This window comes from Streptomyces sp. ADI96-02 (assembly GCF_003846185.1).
Taxonomy (GTDB): Bacteria; Actinomycetota; Actinomycetes; order Streptomycetales; family Streptomycetaceae; genus Streptomyces.
Genome location: NZ_ML123034.1, coordinates 6,768,312 through 6,785,109 on the forward strand (window position 1 = coordinate 6,768,312; position 16,798 = coordinate 6,785,109).

Here is a 16,798-nt window from a genome sequence, read left to right on the forward strand (position 1 = left end):
CGCGAGCGCGCGGGCGATCGCGACCCGCTGCTGCTGCCCGCCGGAGAGCTGGGAGGGGTAGCTCCCCGCCTTGTCCGCCAGGCCCACCCGGTCGAGCAGCCGCTCGGCCCGCTCCCGGGCCACGGCCTTCGTCTCGCGCTTGACCTGGACCGGAGCCTCCATGACGTTCGCGAGGGCCGTGATGTGCGGGAAGAGGTTGAAGCGCTGGAAGACCATGCCGATGTCCCGGCGCTGCGCTGCGACCTCGCTCTCCTTCAACTCGTAGAGCTTGTCACCCTTCTGGCGGTATCCGACCAGATGGCCGTCGACCCACAGCCGGCCTGCGTTGATCTTCTCCAGGTGGTTGATGCACCGCAGGAAGGTGGACTTGCCGGAGCCGGACGGACCGACCACGCAGAACACCTCCCGGGGGGCGACCTCCAGGTCGATGCCCTTGAGGATGTGCGCGGAGCCGAAGGACTTGTGGACGCCTTCGGCCTTCACCATCGCGGTCATACGGACGCACCTCCCCGGCCCGCGGAGACGAACCGCAGGTTCGACCTGATCCTCTGCCACGGGGTGGGCGGCAGTTGCCGCTGCGAACCGCGGGCGTAGTACCGCTCGACGTAGTACTGGCCGACGCTGAACACACTGGTCAGGGTCAGGTACCAGAACGAGGCCACCAGGAGCATCTCCATGACCGCGAACGACGTGGCGCTGATGTTCGTCGCGGCCCGGAGCAGATCGGTGTACTGCACCACCGAGACCAGCGACGACGTCTTGAGCAGGTTGATGAACTCGTTGCCCGTCGGCGGCACGATCACGCGCATCGCCTGGGGCAGCACCACACGCCGCGTGGTCTTGCCGCTGGACATGCCGAGCGCGTGCGACGCCTCGGTCTGGCCCTCGTCGACCGACTGGATGCCGGCCCGGACGATCTCCGCCATGTAGGCGCCTTCGTTCAGGCCGAGGCCCAGCAGGGCCACCACGAAGGGGGTCATCACGTCGACCATCTGATCCTTGTAGAACCCGAGGTTCAGGATGGGGAAGATGAGTGCGAGGTTGAACCACAGCAGCAGCTGCACATACACCGGAGTGCCGCGGAAGAACCAGATGTACAGCCAGGACACCGCACCCGTGACCGGGTTGTTCGACAGTCGCATCACCGCGAAGACGATGCCCAGGACGAGACCCATCAGCATCGACAGCACGCTGATCAGCACCGTGTGGCCCAGGCCGGAAAGGATTCGGGAGTCGAAGATGAAGCTTCCGACGGTGTCCCAGTCGATGTCACCCTGTGCGAACGAATAGACGAGCAGAACCAGCAGAGCCACCACGACCACGCCGGAGACCCAGCGTCCCCAGTGCCGCACGGGAATGGCGTTGATCTGCTCGGGGTGTGCCGCGGGCGGCGGCTCCTTGCTCGCCGACGGCCTTTCCGGAGGCTCGTCGGCCGGCGGTCGGTCGGAATTGTCAGTCACCGTGGCTGCCCTTCGGCGGAACGGGGCGAAGTACGTCAGGGATCACTTGCCGGCGTTGATGGTCGCTTCGGTCACGGCGCTGCTCGTGACGTCCCACTTCTTCAGGATCTTGGCGTACGTGCCGTTCTTGATGATGGCGTTCAGCGCGTCCTTCAGCGCGTCGCGCAGTTGGGTGTTGTCCTTGCTGATCGCGATGCCGAACAGACCGGCGTCCACCTGGCCTCCCGCGATCTCGAAGTCGTTGCCGCCGCCCGCGGTCTTCGCGATGTGCGCGGCGACCGGGTAGTCGTTCAGGTCGGCCACCGCGCCGCCGGACGTCACCCGGGTCTGGGCCTCGGCGTCGGTGTCGAACGCCTCGATGGTCAGCGTGCGCTTGCCGTCCTTCTTGCACGTGGCGGCCTGGGCCTTGAACGTGTCCTCGTAGATCGTGCCGCGCTGGACGGCGACGGTCCTGCCGCACAGGTCGTCGAGCGAGGCGATCTTGTTCGGGTTGCCCTTCTTGACCAGCAGCGAGACGCCGGAGGTGAAGTAGTCGACGAAGTCGACGCCCTCACCGGTCTTCTTGCCCTTGTCGTCCAGTCCTTCCTGGCGGGCCCTGGTGTCGCTCATGGCGGCCATCACGATGTCCTGGCGGCCGGTATTGAGCGAGGAGATCAGACCGTCGAAGGTGCCGCTGGTGAATCGGAACATGACGCCCAGCTCCGCACCGAGCGCGGCGGCGATATCGGGGTCGATTCCGACGATCTTGTCGCCCTGCTCGTACTCCATCGGCGTGTATGTGGCGTCCGTTCCGACTTTGATGACGCCGGAATCCTGGTATTTTTTCGGCAGTTTGTGGAACAGGGGAGCGCTGCTGCCCCCGTTCTCCCTGGAACTCGATCCCGTCTGGTCACCACAACCGGCGAGGATCAGTGCGCCGGCGAGCGCGATCGCGCCGACCGCGGCAATTCGGGGCCTGGCTGCGGTCGTGTCAGGGGTGGTGTTCGGAGTCATGGTGGTGCTCCTGCGACAAGTGGGGGAATGTCCAGTCGCTCGTGCCGTCACATTCGAGTGCGGCGACCTGGCGTGTTCCGACATCTTGCCATTCGGAACTGGCTTGTTCGCCGAACTGCGCGACGAGCATTTCGGTGTTTCCGCTTTTCTTCTTCGTACGCTTCTCCGTCCGCGCCTTCCGGCCCGCACACCGGTGCACATCTGCGTTCGGCCTTCCGCGCCCCGTTGTTGGATCGGCCGGCCCGAGGGGAACTGAGCAGTGATGATGAGCGGTTCCTGTTCGCCGCACTCACGGAACCGTACGGCAGCACACGCCTGTGACCTGGGCTTTCTTCGGGAAATGCGTCTGGTGGAAGCGGGCGTCGTTCCGTTCGGGGCAGCCGGGCGATGTCAGTGGCGGATGCCAGGGTTCCGGTTGTGGGACGAGCCGGACGACCGGCGCCAGGACCCTGAACGGTTGCCGTACCAGCACAGCGAGAAGAAAGGACGGTCAGCGTCATGCGGCGTTGGGAATTCCACCGGGAGGACTCGTCGAAGTTCTGGGAGGCCGGGCTGTCGGGTACGACGGTGACGGTCCGCTACGGACGCACCGGCACGCAGGGCCAGGAGCAGCACAAGGAATTCGCCGACGACGCGGCGGCGCGGGCTCACCTGGCCCGGACCATCACGCAGAAGGAACGCAAGGGCTACCAGGAGGTGACCGCCGGAGCCACCCCGGCCGTCACCGTACGTGCGGACACCGGGACGGCCGAGGAGCCGGAGACGCCTGTGCCGGACGCGCCTGTGCCGGACGCGCCTGTGCCGGACGCGCCCGCGCCGGAGACGCCCGCGCCGGAGACGCCCGCGCCGGAGACGCCCGCGCCGGAGACGCCCGCCCCGGACGCGCCTGTGCCCGCGAACCGCCGGGACGAGGACACCTTCCGGCTCCCCGCGACTTGGCGCGAGCGGATGTACCCCCGCAGGGGCGGTGCGCCCCGCCGGCCCGCGGCCCCCGACCCGGCGCTGCACGTGCGGACGCTGGAGTCGCTGCGCGACCGCGGGCACTGGACTCCGGCGACCTTCAGCGAGCGGACCGACCCCGCGCTGGTCCGGGCCGCCCTGGCCCATCTGGAGGGCGCGGCCGATCCGTTCGGCGCGGCCGTCATCGGCACCATGGCGACCACGCTGGACATCGGCCGCGCGGCTCTCGTCGACGCGTGGGCCGCTGCGCACGGCCTGCCGTTCGCGGCGTGCGCGGCTGTCGCGATGCTGGACGTCGAGGTCGTGTGGGAGCACGAGGAGGATCCCCGCCTGACACGCCTGCGCGACAAACTGTGGAATCGGTCCTTCGCCCTGTTCGGGAGAGCGGACTCCGCGGACGAGAGCGACGAGCTGGCCGAACTCGGGAACAGGGTGTCCGACATGGCCGGACCGATCCACCCGTCCGTCGCCGCCGTCACCGTCGCCGATCCGCCGCTCCGCCACGGGCGGCGCGAAGCGCTCGACCGGGTCCGCGAACTGCTCGCGGCCTGCGACGACGAGACCTACCACGAGGCCGTGGCCCGGCTGGCCGAGCGCCGCGAGGGCTTCGCCCGGCAGGTCGTGGCGGCCTACCTCGCCCCCGCCGAGACCGCCTGGGTCGCCGACTGCTTCGCCGATCCCGCCCGCCTGGCGGGCCTCGGCGGGGATCTGCGCGCGTTGCTGCGGTGTCTGCCGGTGACGGCGGAGCAGATCTCCATCCTGACCGAACACGACCGGGAACCACCCTCCCCGGCGGAGTTCGCCACGGTGGCCGACGGGGCCGGCACGGCCGTGGAGGACCTGGTCACCCACGGACTGGAGGTGTGGGGGAGCTGGCGGCACGGGTACCGCAATCCGACCGACCTGCGTCGTGCGCTGCTCCACGTCCCCACGGACCGGGCGTTCTCCTTTCTGCTGGACCGCGTCGGCGACAAGGCCGTGCGGCCCTACGTCGTCCAGGCCGCCGAACGCTATCCCGTACGCGCGCTGCGGCTGCTGGCACGCGCCGCCGCGGCGGACGGGCCGGACTCGGTGACCCGCTCCCTGCTCGTCTCCCACCTCGGCGCCCACCCGGAGCTGACCGAGGAACACCTCCACACGCTCGACGCGCCGGGCGCCGAGACCGTACGGACGATCCTCGAAGGCTCCGGTCGACTGCCGGACGCCACGAACCTCCCGGACCTGCTGACCAGCCCTCCCTGGACGAAGCCGCGGAGGACCGCCAAGGCTCGGACGGTACCGGGCCTGACCCCGCCCGCCGAACCGCGGGAGGCATGGCTGCCCGGCGAGCGCGAGGAGTGGGCGGCCACCCCGAGCGACTACGTGCCCTGGCCCTGGCCCCAGTCCATGCGGTACGACGAGGGACTGCTGCGGGAGGGAAGGCTGTCCGACCAGGTGCGCGTGGCCGGCTGGTACATGGAGCTCCCCACGGCCCGGATAGCGCCACTGCTCGACGACTGGGCGCCCCGCTACTTCAGCGACGGGCGCGAGGTCCTCAGGCCGTTCACCGCCCTGTTCGGGCTCACCGCCCACACGTTTCTCGTCCGGCTCGCGGCCCGTCAGCCGCACATCGCCGGACGACTGCTCATGCCGTTCGTGAGCGCCGACATCGCCCGTATCGCGGCGGACTGGCTGGTGCGGCTCGCGGCGTCGGCGCCCGTCGCGCGCGCCTGGCTGGACCGGCACGGACCGCGCGCCGCCGAACTCCTCGTACCGGACGCGGTCGGTCCGACGGGAGGGGCCCGGCGGGCCGCGGAGGCCGCGCTCCTGCGCATAGCCTCCCGGCACGGCGACACCGCGGTACGCGAAGCGGCCGAGGCGTACGGGACTGAGGCAGCGGCCGTCATCGGCCAACTGATCGACACGGCCGACCCGTTGCTCACCGGCCTGCCCCGGACCATGCCCAAGGCGCCCGACTGGTCCGACCCAGGGCTCCTGCCGCAGATCGCGGTACGCACCGGAGGCGCGCTGCCCGCCGAGGCGACCCGGCACGTCATCACCATGCTCGCCCTGTGCAAGCCGGGCGCACCGTACCCGGGGCTGGACACCGTCGAGGAGTTCTGCGAACCCGATTCGCTCGCCGAGTTCGCGTGGTGCCTGTTCCAACGCTGGCGTCAGGCCCACATGCCGGCCAAGGAGAGCTGGGCCCTCACCGCACTGGGGCGGGTCGGCGACGACCAGACCGTACGCCGGCTGACCCCGGTCATCCGCGCCTGGCCGGGCGAGTCGGCGCACCGGCGTGCGGTGGACGGCCTGGACGTTCTGGCCGAGATCGGCACGGACGTGGCCCTGACGCATCTGCACGGCATCGCGCAACGGGTGAAGTTCACCGGCCTCAAGGAGCGCGCCGTAGAGAAGATCGCTGAGGTGGCCGCGACCCGGGGCCTGACCCCCGATCAGCTGTCCGACCGGCTCGTGCCCGACCTCGGGCTCCGCTCCGACGGGACCGCGGTCATCGACTACGGACCGCGCCGATTCACCGTCGGCTTCGACGAACTCCTGCGCCCCTACGTCCTGGACGGCGGCGGCAAACGCCGCAAGGACCTGCCCAAGCCCGGCACCGCCGACGACACCGACCTCGCGACCGCCGAGCGGAAGCGGTTCAGCGCCCTGAAGAAGGACGTACGGACCGTCGCTCGCGACCGGATCCGGCGGCTGGAAACGGCGATGGTGCGGGGCGGCGACTGGACGGCGACGGAGTTCCGCGAACTGTTCGCACACCATCCCCTGATGCGGCACCTGTCCCGCCGACTGGTGTGGCGGAGCAGCCACCCGTCCGGCGACCGGACCTTTCGCGTCACCGAGGACGGCTCCCTCACCGGCCAGGGCGAAGAGGCGTACGCGCTGCCGGACGACGCGACCGTCACCCTCCCGCACCCGCTGCACCTCGCGGACGCCGTCGACGCGTGGCGGGAGGTCTTCGCCGCGCACGGGATCCTCCAGCCCTTCCCCCAGCTCGCTCGCCCCGTCCTCGCCTTCACCCCCGAAGAGGCGAAGGGGCGGCGGCTTCCGCGCTTCGAGAAGGAGTCGGTCGCCGTCGGCGCGCTCCTGGGCCTGACCGAGCGGGGCTGGCAGCGCATGGAAGTCCTGGACGCCGGCAGCTTCGGAGGTGTCTTCAAGGTGCTCGGTCCCGGCCGGACGGTGAACGTGATGCCCCGCGACGGCTTCAACGTCAACGACATCGACTACGCGGGCACGGTCGAGCTGTCCGACGTCTCGATCGACGGCAACGCACGGCAGGGAGACGCGTGCTTCGGCGAGATCGACGCCCTCACCGCCTCCGAACTGCTCCTCGACCTGACCTCCCTCCTGGAAGAGCCGCGGTGACAGCAGTGCCCGGCCCGGCGCGTCGGCTCGTGACCGGCCGGAGCGCCCGGCCGGTCACGCTGCGCGATCGCAGGAATGGCGCGCCGAGCGGAACGAGCGGAGCCTTGGGGGGTGGGACGCCCGCGATCGACGCGGCCCGCACGTGCTGGAGGTGACCCGTGTCCGCAGCCCTGCCGGCGCTGACCGCCCCGACCGGTCGGCGCGTACGCGTCCTGCCCGGCGTCTACGCTCCGCAGCACGACACGCATCTGCTGCTGCGGGCGCTGGCCCGGGAGGCCATCCGTCCCGGCGCCGACGTGATCGACCTCGGCACCGGAAGCGGACTCCTCGCGGTGGCCGCCGCCCGCCGTGGCGCGAACGTGACCGCCGTCGACGTCGCCCGCCGGGCCGTGCTGACCGCCCGGCTGAACGCGCTGATAGCCCGGCGGCGGGTCGCCGTCCACCGCGGCGATCTGGCGGCCCCCGTCCCGGGCCGCACCTACGACCTGGTCATCAGCAACCCGCCGTACGTGCCCTCCCCGCACGGCCCGCCCCCGCGCCGCGGCAGCGCCCGCGCCTGGGACGCCGGTCCCGACGGGCGGGCGGTCGTGGACCGCATCTGCGAGGCCGCCCCCTCCCTGCTGCGAGCCGGCGGCGTTCTGCTCATGGTCCACTCCGGGCTGTGCGGCACGGAGAAGACCCTGCGGCGGCTGGCGGAGCACGGACTGTCCGCCACCGTCAGCGACGTGGCCCACGTACCGTTCGGGCCGGTCGTCCTGTCCCGGATGTCCTGGCTGCACGGCCGGGACCTGCTGGACCGGCGGGCCGACCGGGAGGAGTTGGTGGTCGTCCGTGCCGAACAGCGCTGACCGCCCGTGCCGGATCACCGTCGGCCGCGACGGCCCCCTGCTGGTGGAAGGGCCCGTCGAGGTGGTCGGCGACGACGGAGTCCGCTACACGTCCGACCGCTTCACCGTCGCCATCTGCACCTGCCGCCGGACCCGCACCCACCCCTGGTGCGACACCAGCCACCGCCGACGCGTCAGGCCCGGCAACGGCGGCGCCCCGGGCGACAGCGGCGGAGCGGCCTGATGCCCGCCCGCCCCGAGCCCCGGCGGCACCGCCCCGCCCTCCCGGATCCGCGCGGCCCCCTGTCCGCCGCCGTCACCGCAGCCCTGCGCGGCCCCGGGCCGCACGGTGTCGGACCCGCCCTGGTCGCCCGCGCGGACCCTGGCGGCGACGACCTCCAACTCGCCCTCTACGTCCTGTACGAACTGCACTACCAGGGCTTCGCGGGCGTGGACGCCGAACGCGAGTGGGACCCCGGCCTGCTGGAGCTGCGCCGCGCCCTGGAGCACCGCTTCCTGCGGGCGCTGCGCGCCGGCGTCCGCACCGACGGTACGGTGGACGGCGCGCTGGCGCCCCTCCTCGTCGAGCCGGTCGGCGACGACGGCCGCAGCGTCAGCCGCTTCCTGGACGCCGAGGGCGAGCTGTGGCACGTACGCGAGTACGCCGCCCTGCGCTCGCTGTACCACCTCAAGGAGGCCGACCCGCACGCCTGGGTGCTTCCGCGCCTGTACGGGCGGGCCAAGGCGGCGATGGCGGCGGTGGAGTTCGACGAGTTCGGCGCGGGACGGGAGGCGGACGTCCACGCCCGGCTGTTCGCCGACCTGATGGCGGACCTGTCGCTGGAGACGGCGTACGGGCACTACCTGGACGCCGCGCCCGGCGAACTCCTCGCGACCGTCAACCTCATGTCGCTGTTCGGGCTCCACCGCTCCCTGCGGGGCGCGCTCGTCGGCCACTTCGCCGCCGTCGAGATCACCTCGTCGCCCGGTTCGCGCCGGCTCGCCTCGGCGCTCCGGCGGCTGGGCGCGGGAGCCGCGGCCCAGCGCTTCTACGACGAACACGTCGAGGCCGACGCCGTGCACGAGCAGGTGGTGCGGCGGGACGTCGTCGGCGGGCTCCTCGCCGACGAACCCGCGCTGGAGGGAGACATCGCCTTCGGGATCGAGGCCACCGGGCTGCTGGAGGACCGGCTCGCCGCCCGTCTCCTCGCCTCCTGGCGAAACAGCGCGACAGCCCTGCTCCGGCCGCTCTCCCCGGCGCTCACGCCCGCCGAACGTCACTGAACGCAGCAGCACGAGATGCGGTCCGGGCCGACTCCGGTGACGCTGGGGCTCCGGCCGCACCGCGCAGCGTCCGTTGCCGACGGAGGACCCACTACGGAGGACACCGCCATGAACCTGCCCGACAGCCCCGTCGAACGAGCCCGCCGCACCCGTGAGCGCGCCGAGGAGCTGAGCCGCGCCGCCGACCGCGCGACGGACCCCGAGCACAGCCGCCGCCTGCGGGAGAAGGCCCTGCGGCTGCTCGGCGAGGAGCCGGAGCCGACGGCGGGACAGCCGGGCCCGCACCCGTCCTGAGCGGCTCCGGGCCGTTCGGCGCGGCGGGCCGCGCGGGCGGCGGACGCGGCCCGGGATCAGGCGCCGACGGTCCCGTCCACCCCTTCCCGCAGCAGATCCGCGTGCCCGTTGTGCCGGCCGTATTCCAGCAGCACGTGCACCATGACCATCCGCAGCGAGACCTCCTCGCCCCACCGCGGCTGGTAGCCGGCCAGGTCCAGGGACGGGGCCTCGCGCTCGATGCGCCGCGAGGTCTCCACCTCGGCCTCCCAGGCGGCGAACGCCTCGGCCCGGCCCGACCCGCTCACGTCGTACGCCGCCTGGAAATCGATCTTCTCGGACCAGAGCATCGGGGTCTCGCCGTCCTCGAACGTCCGCCGGAACCAGGCGCGTTCCACCTCGGCGAGGTGCCGTACCAGGGCGAGCAGCGACAGGGTCGACGGCGGCATGGACCGCTCGCGCAGCTCGTCGTCGGTCAGCCCCGCGCACTTCATCGCCAGGGTCGCCCGGTGGTAGTCGAGGAAGGCCCGCAGGGTCTCGCGCTCGCTCCCGAAGGAGGGAGGGCCCACCCGCTCGTCGCTCGTACTCGTCATGATCATGCTCCTCATCGCCGCGTGCCGGCCGCCAGTATCCCGCCCGGCGGACTTCCGCGCACGGGACGACCGCCGGGCGGCTTCAGGGCAGCCGCACCCGGACGGTCTGCGTCGCCCCTCGGGTGCCGGACAGATCGCCGAACACGAGACGCAGAACCGCTCCGGCGGCGGCCGAGACGACCGTCGCCGGCCGGGCGAGGACCGAGGCGACGGGTCGGTTCCAGGTGACGGTCAGGGCCGTGCGGGTCCGCGTCGGGTCGCCGACGCACACGGTGGCCGTGCGGTCGGCGTGTTCGGTGACCATCACCGAGCAGGGGCCGTCCGCCACGAGCGGTCCGGCGACGGCGGCGGACCAGAAGTTGACGGCGCTCAGCCCGAGCGAGGGGACCGACACGCCCTGCCGGTCGTCGGTGTTGGCCAGCACGCGCAGCCGGCCGCCGTCCGCCGCCCTGGCCGCCGTGCGCCGCTCGGACGCCCCGGGCAGCAACTGGTAGGTGTACGAGCCGTCGGAGGGATCCCGGCCGTGGTCGAACCAGAGGGTGAGGTAGGTGCGCGAGACGTCGGCCGTCGAGCCCCCGGTGTTGATGTCGCGCCAGCGGCCGGTCCGTTCCTCCCGCAGCGCGCCGACGGACGCCCGGCCCGGGAAGACGTAACCGCCGTGCCCGGCCAGATGCGCCCAGGAGACGTCGGCCGGCGTCGCCGACCACGGGCGGCCGGCGGGCGTCGCCGCGCCGTCGACCGTGAGGACGGCGTCTTTGGCCTGCCCCAGGTTCCGGTTCTCGACGGTGGTCTCGACAGCCGCGCCGTCCCGGCAGCGGATGCCGGCTCCCAGGCATACGACGGTGTCGTCGAGGAAGAACCACGACTTCCTCGCCAGCAGGGTGCTGGACAGCCCCTTGAGGTGCTGCCCCACGGTCGCCCGCTTCCCGTCCGTGACCCCGCCGACCCAGTCCGCCTCGGGCAGCGACACACCCCAGTCGCCGCCCTCCCCGTCGGCGAGAGGTCTGCGCGAGACCGTCGTGCCCGGCAGGCGGTAGGGGTCGACGGTCGGCCAGAAGGCGTCGCTGTACTGGCCGTTGGCGAACGTGTCGCCCCACCAGTAGAGCATCCCGGACCCGGTGTGCCAGCCCCGCGGGTTCTCGCCGTTGCCGCTCTCGTAGTACGTGGTCCGCCGGCCGGCCATGCTGAGCGAGGCGGCCCAGCCCGGTCGCCGGTGGGTCGCCCGCGCCATGTCCGGGAAGAGGCGGTGCCCGACCGGTTCGGGGAGCGCGGCGAGCCCGGTGTCGTCGACGACGGACGCGATCCGGGCGAGGGCGCTGGGCGCGAGGGTCGGGTCGTCCATCGGAGGGCTGTAGCGGTCGCGTTGCACCCAGCCCTTGACGAGCCCGCGCCACCGGGCGCTCTCGGCGGCCGACGCCCCGGCTCCCAGCAGCACGATCGAGGCGAGGATCGAGTGGCCGCGCCGGTGGTCGTCCTGTTCGCCGCGGCTGACGGCGCGGCCCGCGACACCGTCCATCACCAGGCCGTTGTACAGGAACGGCGCCCAGGCGTTCTCGACCGCGTCGAAGACCACCTGGCGCTTCGGATCGGTCACCTCCCACGCGGTTCCCTTGAGCAGCGCGAACAGCATGCCGAGCCCGCCGAGCAGCACGGAGCCGTAACTGCCGGTGTAGGGAACGGTGGTGTGCTGGACGAACGAGCCGTCGGCGTAGAGGCCGTCTCCTTCGGCGACCTGCGGGAAGACGGGGGAGAGGGCGTCGCGGGCGAGGGTCAGCTTGGCCGCGCTCGCGCCCACGATCCCGCGCAGGGCCAGCACCCGGCAGAGGTCGACCCGGTTCGCGCCCGTACTGGTGCCGGTGTACGAGGCGACGGCGGAGTCCGGCACGAAGTGGTCGACGGCCGCGCAGTAGCGCCCGATCCGGTCCGGCGTGAGGGCGTCGGCCATCAGGACGCAGACGTCGAGCAGCGCCTGGGGCGCGCCGATCTGCCAGCTGTACCAGTTCCCGTACCGGCTCCGGCGGTCGTTGTAGACCTGGCCGTCGAGGTGGTCGAGGCCGGTGACGACCGCGTCGCGCAGACCGCTGTTCCCGGTCAGTCCGGTCCCCTGCTGCCGGTAGGCCTGCGCCATCGTGTGGAGGCGGGTGAAGCTGTCGGCCATCCTGGCCGAGAGGCCGGAGGGATCGGCGTCGGCGTCGGCGCCAGGGCCGGAATCGGCGAAGACGGCGTCCGGCCAGAGCGATCCGTCCACCGGGTCCATGGCGTCCAGCCAGCGCGCCGCGCGGGTTCCCAGCGCGGCCAGCCGGCTTCTGAACGGCTCGGCGGTCGGGCTGAATCCTTCGCCGAGGAGCAGTGCGCTCCAGGTGGCGCGCAGCGAGGCGTAGGGATCATCCTCGGCGGCCGAGGCACGGGCCGCCGGGGTGAGGAGTGCGCCGCCGCCCGCGGTCGTGAGCGCGGCGGAGGAGGTCAGGAAGCCGCGGCGCGACCAGGCAGATGTCATGGGAGGCTCCGGGTCGGTCGGTGACGTGACGTTGCGTGACGTCCGGCCGAACGGGACCGTATCCGGAGGGGGAGCGTTTCGAGCGGAGGCCGACGACGGGGCCGGGGCGTGTCGGGCGGGGGGCCGGGCGGGCACGCGCACGGCCGGGTCGCCCAGGCCGGGCACGCGTACGGCCGGGGTCGCGTACGGTCGCCGCACGCGTCCCCGGCCGTCGCCGGATCAGACCGCCGCCACCGTGCGCGGCAGCACCGAGATCAGCCGGGTCACCGCTCGCGCCATCGCGTCCCGCCCCTGCGCGAGGTAGGCCCGCGGATCGACGCCCCGCGCGTCCTGGGCGAGCCTCTCCCGTATCGCGCCGGTCATGGCGATGTTCAGCGCCGTCCCGATGTTGACCTTGGCGATGCCGCCGGACACCGCCCGCGCCAGCTCCTCGTCCGACGCTCCGGACGAGCCGTGCAGTACCAGCGGCACCGGCACGGCCTGCCGCAGCCGGCCCAGCAGCTCGTGGTCGACGCGGGCGTCCCGCGAGGTCATGGCGTGCGAGGTGCCGACCGCCACGGCCAGCGCGTCGACCCCGGTGGCGGCCACGAAGGACCTGGCCTCCTCCGGATCGGTGCGGGCTCCCGGCGCGTGGGCGTCGAGCGGAGCCTGGCCGTTCTTGCCGCCGACCTGGCCCAGCTCGGCCTCCAGCCACAGGCCGTTCTCGTGCGCCCACACGACGGCGGCGCGGGTGGTCGTCAGGTTCTCCGCGTACGACAGCCGGGCGGCGTCGAACATCGCCGAGCTGAATCCGCAGTCCGCCGCCCGGTGCAGCAGCTCGGTGGACTGCACATGGTCCAGGTGGAGCGAGACCGGGACGGCGGCGGCCTCGGCCACCTCCGCGGCGGCGCGGGCCAGCGGGCGCGGCCTGCCGCCGTGGTAGGCGACGGCGTTCTCGCTGATCTGGAGGATCACCGGCGTCCCGGCGGCCTCGGCGCCCTCCGCGATCGCTTCGGCGTGCTCCAGGGTGATGACGTTGAACGCGGCGACCGCGGTGCGCTGCGCGGCGGCTGCGGCGATCAGGTCGCCGGTGGCGGCGATGGGCATGGCAACTCCGTGGTGAGAGGCCGTCAGGCCGTGCTGAGGATGACCGAACGCGTCAGGTGGCGCGGCCGGTCCGGATCGAGGCCGCGGGCGGCGGAGACGGCCAGGGCGAGCCGCTGCACCCGGACCAGCTCGGCCAGCGGGTCGAGGCCGCCGGCCACCCACCGGGCGCCCGTGGCGTGGACCTCGTCGGCCAGCCCGGCCGGGGCGTCGCCGAGCATCCAGGTCGCGGTGGACCGGGTGGAGATGCTGATCGGGCCGTGCCGGTACTCCATCGCCGGATACGCCTCCGTCCAGGCCAGCGCGGCCTCGCGCATCTTCAGCGCCGCCTCGTTGGCGAGCCCGATGCTCCAGCCCTGCCCGAGGAAGGTGAACTGGCCGCACTCCACCAGCCCGGCCGGCAGCGGCTCGGCGAGCGCCACCTGCGCGTCCTCGACGACCGAGTCGGGGTGCAGGCCCAGGTGGGCGCGGAGCAGCGTCAGGGCCGACGTCGCGAAGCGGGTCTGCACGACGGACTTCTCGTCGGCGAAGTCGAGCACCACCGTGTCGTCGGCCATCGCCGCCATCGGGGTGTTCGGGTCGCCGATCAGCACGGTCCTGCGAACGGTGCCCCGGGTGCGGGCGAGGACGCCGAGCACTTCGGTCGTGGTGCCGGACCGGCTCAGCGCCACGACACGGTCGTACTGCCGGGCGGCCGGGAACTCGGACGCGGCGAAGGCGTCGGTCTCGCCCTGTCCGCTGCCCTCGCGCAGGGCCGCGTACGCCTGGGCCATGAAGTACGAGGTGCCGCAGCCGATCACGGCGATGCGCTCCCCGGTCCGCGGGAGCCGGCTCGCGAGACCGTCCGCCATTCCCGCCGCCCGCTGCCAGCAGTCGGGCTGACTGGCCAGTTCCTGCGCCACATGCGTCATTGCTCTTCCCGTCCCTGGTTCCGGATGCTCGAAGCTGCATATTAGGCCCCCGTTTCAAGCAATATCAAGCAGCAGGCTCAAGGTCGTCCGTGGCTGCCCGCCGGACTCCGACCCCGGCGCGAGCAGGGCATCCGTACCGGACGGCCGCGAACACCGCGACAGGGCTCGTCGCCGATGCGCACGGTCCGGTGCGCGTGAACGCAAGAAGTGAGCATCCGGCGCGCACATCGCGTCATCCGGGCGGTGCTCGGGGCGGGTGTCGCCGCACGTCCCGGCGGGGCTCCCGAGCGCGCCGTCCACGTCCGCGGCCGGGAGGCGGCGGTGGGTAGGGTGGCCTGGTTTGCGGGAATGAATTCTTCGACGTACAGGGGTGGTTCCATGGATTCACTGGCCGGAAAAGTCGCTCTGGTCACCGGTGCGAGCCGGGGGATCGGCCGGGGAATCGCCCGGCGTCTCGCCCGTGACGGCGCTCTGGTCGCCGTGCACTACGGGACGCGTGAGCCGGCCGCCCTGGAAGTCGTCGACGCGATACGGAAGGACGGCGGGAGAGCCTTCGCGGTCGGAGCCCCGCTCGGGGTGGAGGGGGACGCCGAAGCGCTCTACGGCGGGTTCGCCGCCGGGATGGCCGCCGAGGGCGAGAGCCCGGTGCTGGACATCCTGGTGAACAACGCTGGTGTGAGCGGGTCCGGGCGGATCGGCGCGGCGTCCTCCGAGAACTTCGACCGGATGTTCGCCGTGAACGTGAAAGCCCCGCTGTTCCTCATACAGCGGGGCCTGGAACTCCTGCGCGACGACGGGCGGATCGTCAACATCTCGTCGGCCGCCGCGCGGATCGCCTTCCCCGAATCCGTCACCTACGCCATGACGAAGGGCGCCGTCGAGACGATGACCCGCGCGCTGGCCAAGGAGGTGGCGGGGCGCGGGATCACGGTGAACGCGGTCGTCCCCGGGTTCGTGGCGACGGACATGAACGCCGGACGGCGCCGCACGCCCGAGGCGGCGGCGGCCCTGGCGGCGCACTCCGTGTTCGGACGGATAGGCAGCCCCGCCGACATCGCGGACGTCGTCGCCTTCCTCGCCTCCGCCGACGCGCGCTGGGTCACCGGCCAGTGCGTCGACGCCACCGGAGGCACCGGGCTCTGAACCGCGCCCGCCCGGGGCCCGCGACGCGGCGGGGGAGAGGCGTACTCGACGCGGAGGACGGCGGCGGGGAGGAGGGAGCCCGGCCACCGCCGTGGGCTCCCTCCTCCCCGCCGCCGCCCCGGCCCGCGCCCGCGGCTACGAGGGCACGGACGCACCCGGCGGCGTCTCCGCGGCCTCCGGCTCCAGCGGCGGATCGCTGAGCTGTTCACGCACGTAGTTCCACACCACGGCGATCAGCGCCGCCGCCGGAACGGCGAGCAGGCTGCCCACGATGCCGGCCAGGCTCCCGCCCAGCGTCACGGCGAGCAGCACCACGGCCGCGTGCAGCCCGAGCCCGCGGCTCTGGATCATCGGCTGGAACACGTTGCCCTCCAACTGCTGCACCACCACGATGATCGCCAGCACGATCAACGCGTCCGTGATGCCGTTCGAGACCAGCGCGATGAGCACCGCCACCAACCCCGCGAACAGGGCGCCGATGATCGGCACGAAGGCGGAAACGAACGTCAGCACCGCCAGCGGCAGCACCAGCGGCACGTCCAGGAGCCACAGGCCGAGCCCGATGAAGACCGCGTCGAGCAGACCGACGAACGCCTGGGACCGCACGAACGCGCCCAGCGTGTTCCAGCCGCGTTCCGCCACGGTCGGGATGTCGGTGGCGAGCCGGCCGGGGAGCTGGCGGGTCAGCCACGGAAGGAAGCGCGGGCCGTCCTTCAGGAAGAAGAACATCAAGAAGAGCGCCAGGATGGCGGTGACCAGCCCGTTCACGACGGTGCTCACCCCCGTGACGACGGTGGTGACCATGCTGCCCACGCTGTCCTGGAGACGCGCGGTCGCCGAGTCGAGGGCGCCGGTGATCTGGTCGTCCCCGATGTTCAGCGGAGGCCCGGCCGCCCACTCGCGCAGCCGCTCGATGCCCTCGACCACGCCGTCGGCCAGCTCGCCGGACTGGTCCGCCACCGGCACCGCGATGAGCGCCACTATGCCCGTGCCGACCAGCAGGAACAGGACGGTCACCACCGAGGCGGCCAGGGCCGGAGCCCAGCCGCGCCGCCGCAGGAAGCGGGCCACCGGCCAGGTCAGCGTGGTGAGGAAAAGGCCGACTATGAGCGGCCACACGACGGACCACATCCGGCCGAGAAGCCACAGCGTGACCCCGGCCATGACGATGACCAGCAGCGATTCAGCGGAGACACGCGCCGATCTCCGCAGGGCGGCAGCGGTCCTTCTCGAACTCAGCGTCGAAGACATGGCGTCACCCTATGGGCTTCCCGCCTCCACCCCGGCACGCCCGCCCATCCGGAGCGGAACGCAGGATCCGGTGAAATGCCCTGGTGAGGGAGGGTTCGCCGACCATCGGCCCGTGATCCGCGCCGCACTTTCGCCCCGGCACCGTGCCACGGCCGCA

The 16,798-nt window shown here is 72.5% G+C and carries 14 protein-coding genes; 6 read left to right on the forward strand and 8 right to left on the reverse strand.

What is annotated here, in order from left to right; translation table 11 throughout:
• The 3 genes from EES43_RS29595 to EES43_RS29605 all read right to left on the reverse strand — a co-directional run.
• The coding region (locus tag EES43_RS29595; RefSeq protein ID WP_241192582.1) for an amino acid ABC transporter ATP-binding protein at window positions 1-495 on the reverse strand (495 nt) is incomplete at its 3' end.
• Complete coding sequence (locus EES43_RS29600) at window positions 492-1,460, reverse strand: amino acid ABC transporter permease (protein WP_124271618.1); 969 nt, start codon at window positions 1,458-1,460, stop codon at window positions 492-494. The genes EES43_RS29595 and EES43_RS29600, both read right to left, overlap by 4 nt.
• 42 nt (window positions 1,461-1,502) lie before the next feature.
• The gene (locus tag EES43_RS29605; RefSeq protein WP_124271619.1) at window positions 1,503-2,453 is read right to left on the reverse strand and encodes an ABC transporter substrate-binding protein; all 951 of its coding nucleotides are present in this window, start codon (window positions 2,451-2,453) and stop codon (window positions 1,503-1,505) included.
• A 498-nt stretch (window positions 2,454-2,951) separates the two neighbouring features.
• Here EES43_RS29605 and EES43_RS29610 point away from each other — a divergent pair, with 498 nt between their 5' ends.
• The 5 genes from EES43_RS29610 (at window position 2,952) to EES43_RS29630 (ending at window position 9,184) form a co-directional block, all read left to right on the forward strand.
• Complete coding sequence (locus tag EES43_RS29610; RefSeq protein WP_124271620.1) at window positions 2,952-6,779, forward strand: DUF4132 domain-containing protein; 3,828 nt, start codon at window positions 2,952-2,954, stop codon at window positions 6,777-6,779.
• Window positions 6,780-6,937: 158 nt separating this feature from the next.
• Complete coding sequence (locus EES43_RS29615; protein WP_241192583.1) at window positions 6,938-7,627, forward strand: HemK2/MTQ2 family protein methyltransferase; 690 nt, start codon at window positions 6,938-6,940, stop codon at window positions 7,625-7,627.
• Window positions 7,611-7,850, forward strand: coding sequence for a CDGSH iron-sulfur domain-containing protein (locus EES43_RS29620; RefSeq protein ID WP_124271621.1), 240 nt, complete (start codon window positions 7,611-7,613; stop codon window positions 7,848-7,850). Before EES43_RS29615 ends, EES43_RS29620 begins: the two co-directional genes overlap by 17 nt.
• Entirely contained in the window at window positions 7,850-8,890 is a 1,041-nt protein-coding gene (locus EES43_RS29625) for an iron-containing redox enzyme family protein (protein WP_124271622.1), read from the forward strand. The genes EES43_RS29620 and EES43_RS29625 overlap by 1 nt, the downstream gene beginning before the upstream one ends.
• Before the next feature lie 108 nt (window positions 8,891-8,998).
• Window positions 8,999-9,184, forward strand: coding sequence for a DUF6381 family protein (locus EES43_RS29630; protein ID WP_124271623.1), 186 nt, complete (start codon window positions 8,999-9,001; stop codon window positions 9,182-9,184).
• Between the two features lie 56 nt (window positions 9,185-9,240).
• On the opposite strand, the gene EES43_RS29635 is transcribed toward EES43_RS29630, so the two are convergent.
• The 4 genes from EES43_RS29635 to EES43_RS29650 form a co-directional block, all read right to left on the reverse strand.
• The gene (locus EES43_RS29635; RefSeq protein ID WP_124271624.1) at window positions 9,241-9,756 is read right to left on the reverse strand and encodes a DinB family protein; all 516 of its coding nucleotides are present in this window, start codon (window positions 9,754-9,756) and stop codon (window positions 9,241-9,243) included.
• A gap of 82 nt (window positions 9,757-9,838) precedes the next feature.
• Window positions 9,839-12,253: a polysaccharide lyase 8 family protein gene (locus EES43_RS29640; RefSeq protein WP_124271625.1), complete on the reverse strand. Its 2,415-nt coding sequence runs from the start codon at window positions 12,251-12,253 to the stop codon at window positions 9,839-9,841.
• A gap of 219 nt (window positions 12,254-12,472) precedes the next feature.
• The gene (locus EES43_RS29645; protein ID WP_124271626.1) at window positions 12,473-13,339 is read right to left on the reverse strand and encodes a class II fructose-bisphosphate aldolase; all 867 of its coding nucleotides are present in this window, start codon (window positions 13,337-13,339) and stop codon (window positions 12,473-12,475) included.
• Window positions 13,340-13,362: 23 nt separating this feature from the next.
• Complete coding sequence (locus tag EES43_RS29650) at window positions 13,363-14,247, reverse strand: SIS domain-containing protein (RefSeq protein WP_124271627.1); 885 nt, start codon at window positions 14,245-14,247, stop codon at window positions 13,363-13,365.
• A gap of 378 nt (window positions 14,248-14,625) precedes the next feature.
• Between EES43_RS29650 and EES43_RS29655 the strand changes: the two genes are divergently transcribed.
• On the forward strand, window positions 14,626-15,390 hold the full coding sequence (locus EES43_RS29655) for an SDR family oxidoreductase (protein WP_124271628.1): 765 nt from the start codon (window positions 14,626-14,628) through the stop codon (window positions 15,388-15,390).
• 135 nt (window positions 15,391-15,525) lie between these two features.
• On the opposite strand, the gene EES43_RS29660 is transcribed toward EES43_RS29655, so the two are convergent.
• Window positions 15,526-16,641 carry an AI-2E family transporter gene (locus EES43_RS29660; RefSeq protein ID WP_124271629.1) on the reverse strand — a complete coding sequence of 372 codons (1,116 nt, stop codon included), beginning with the start codon at window positions 16,639-16,641 and terminating at the stop codon, window positions 15,526-15,528.
• Window positions 16,642-16,798: the final 157 nt, after the last annotated feature.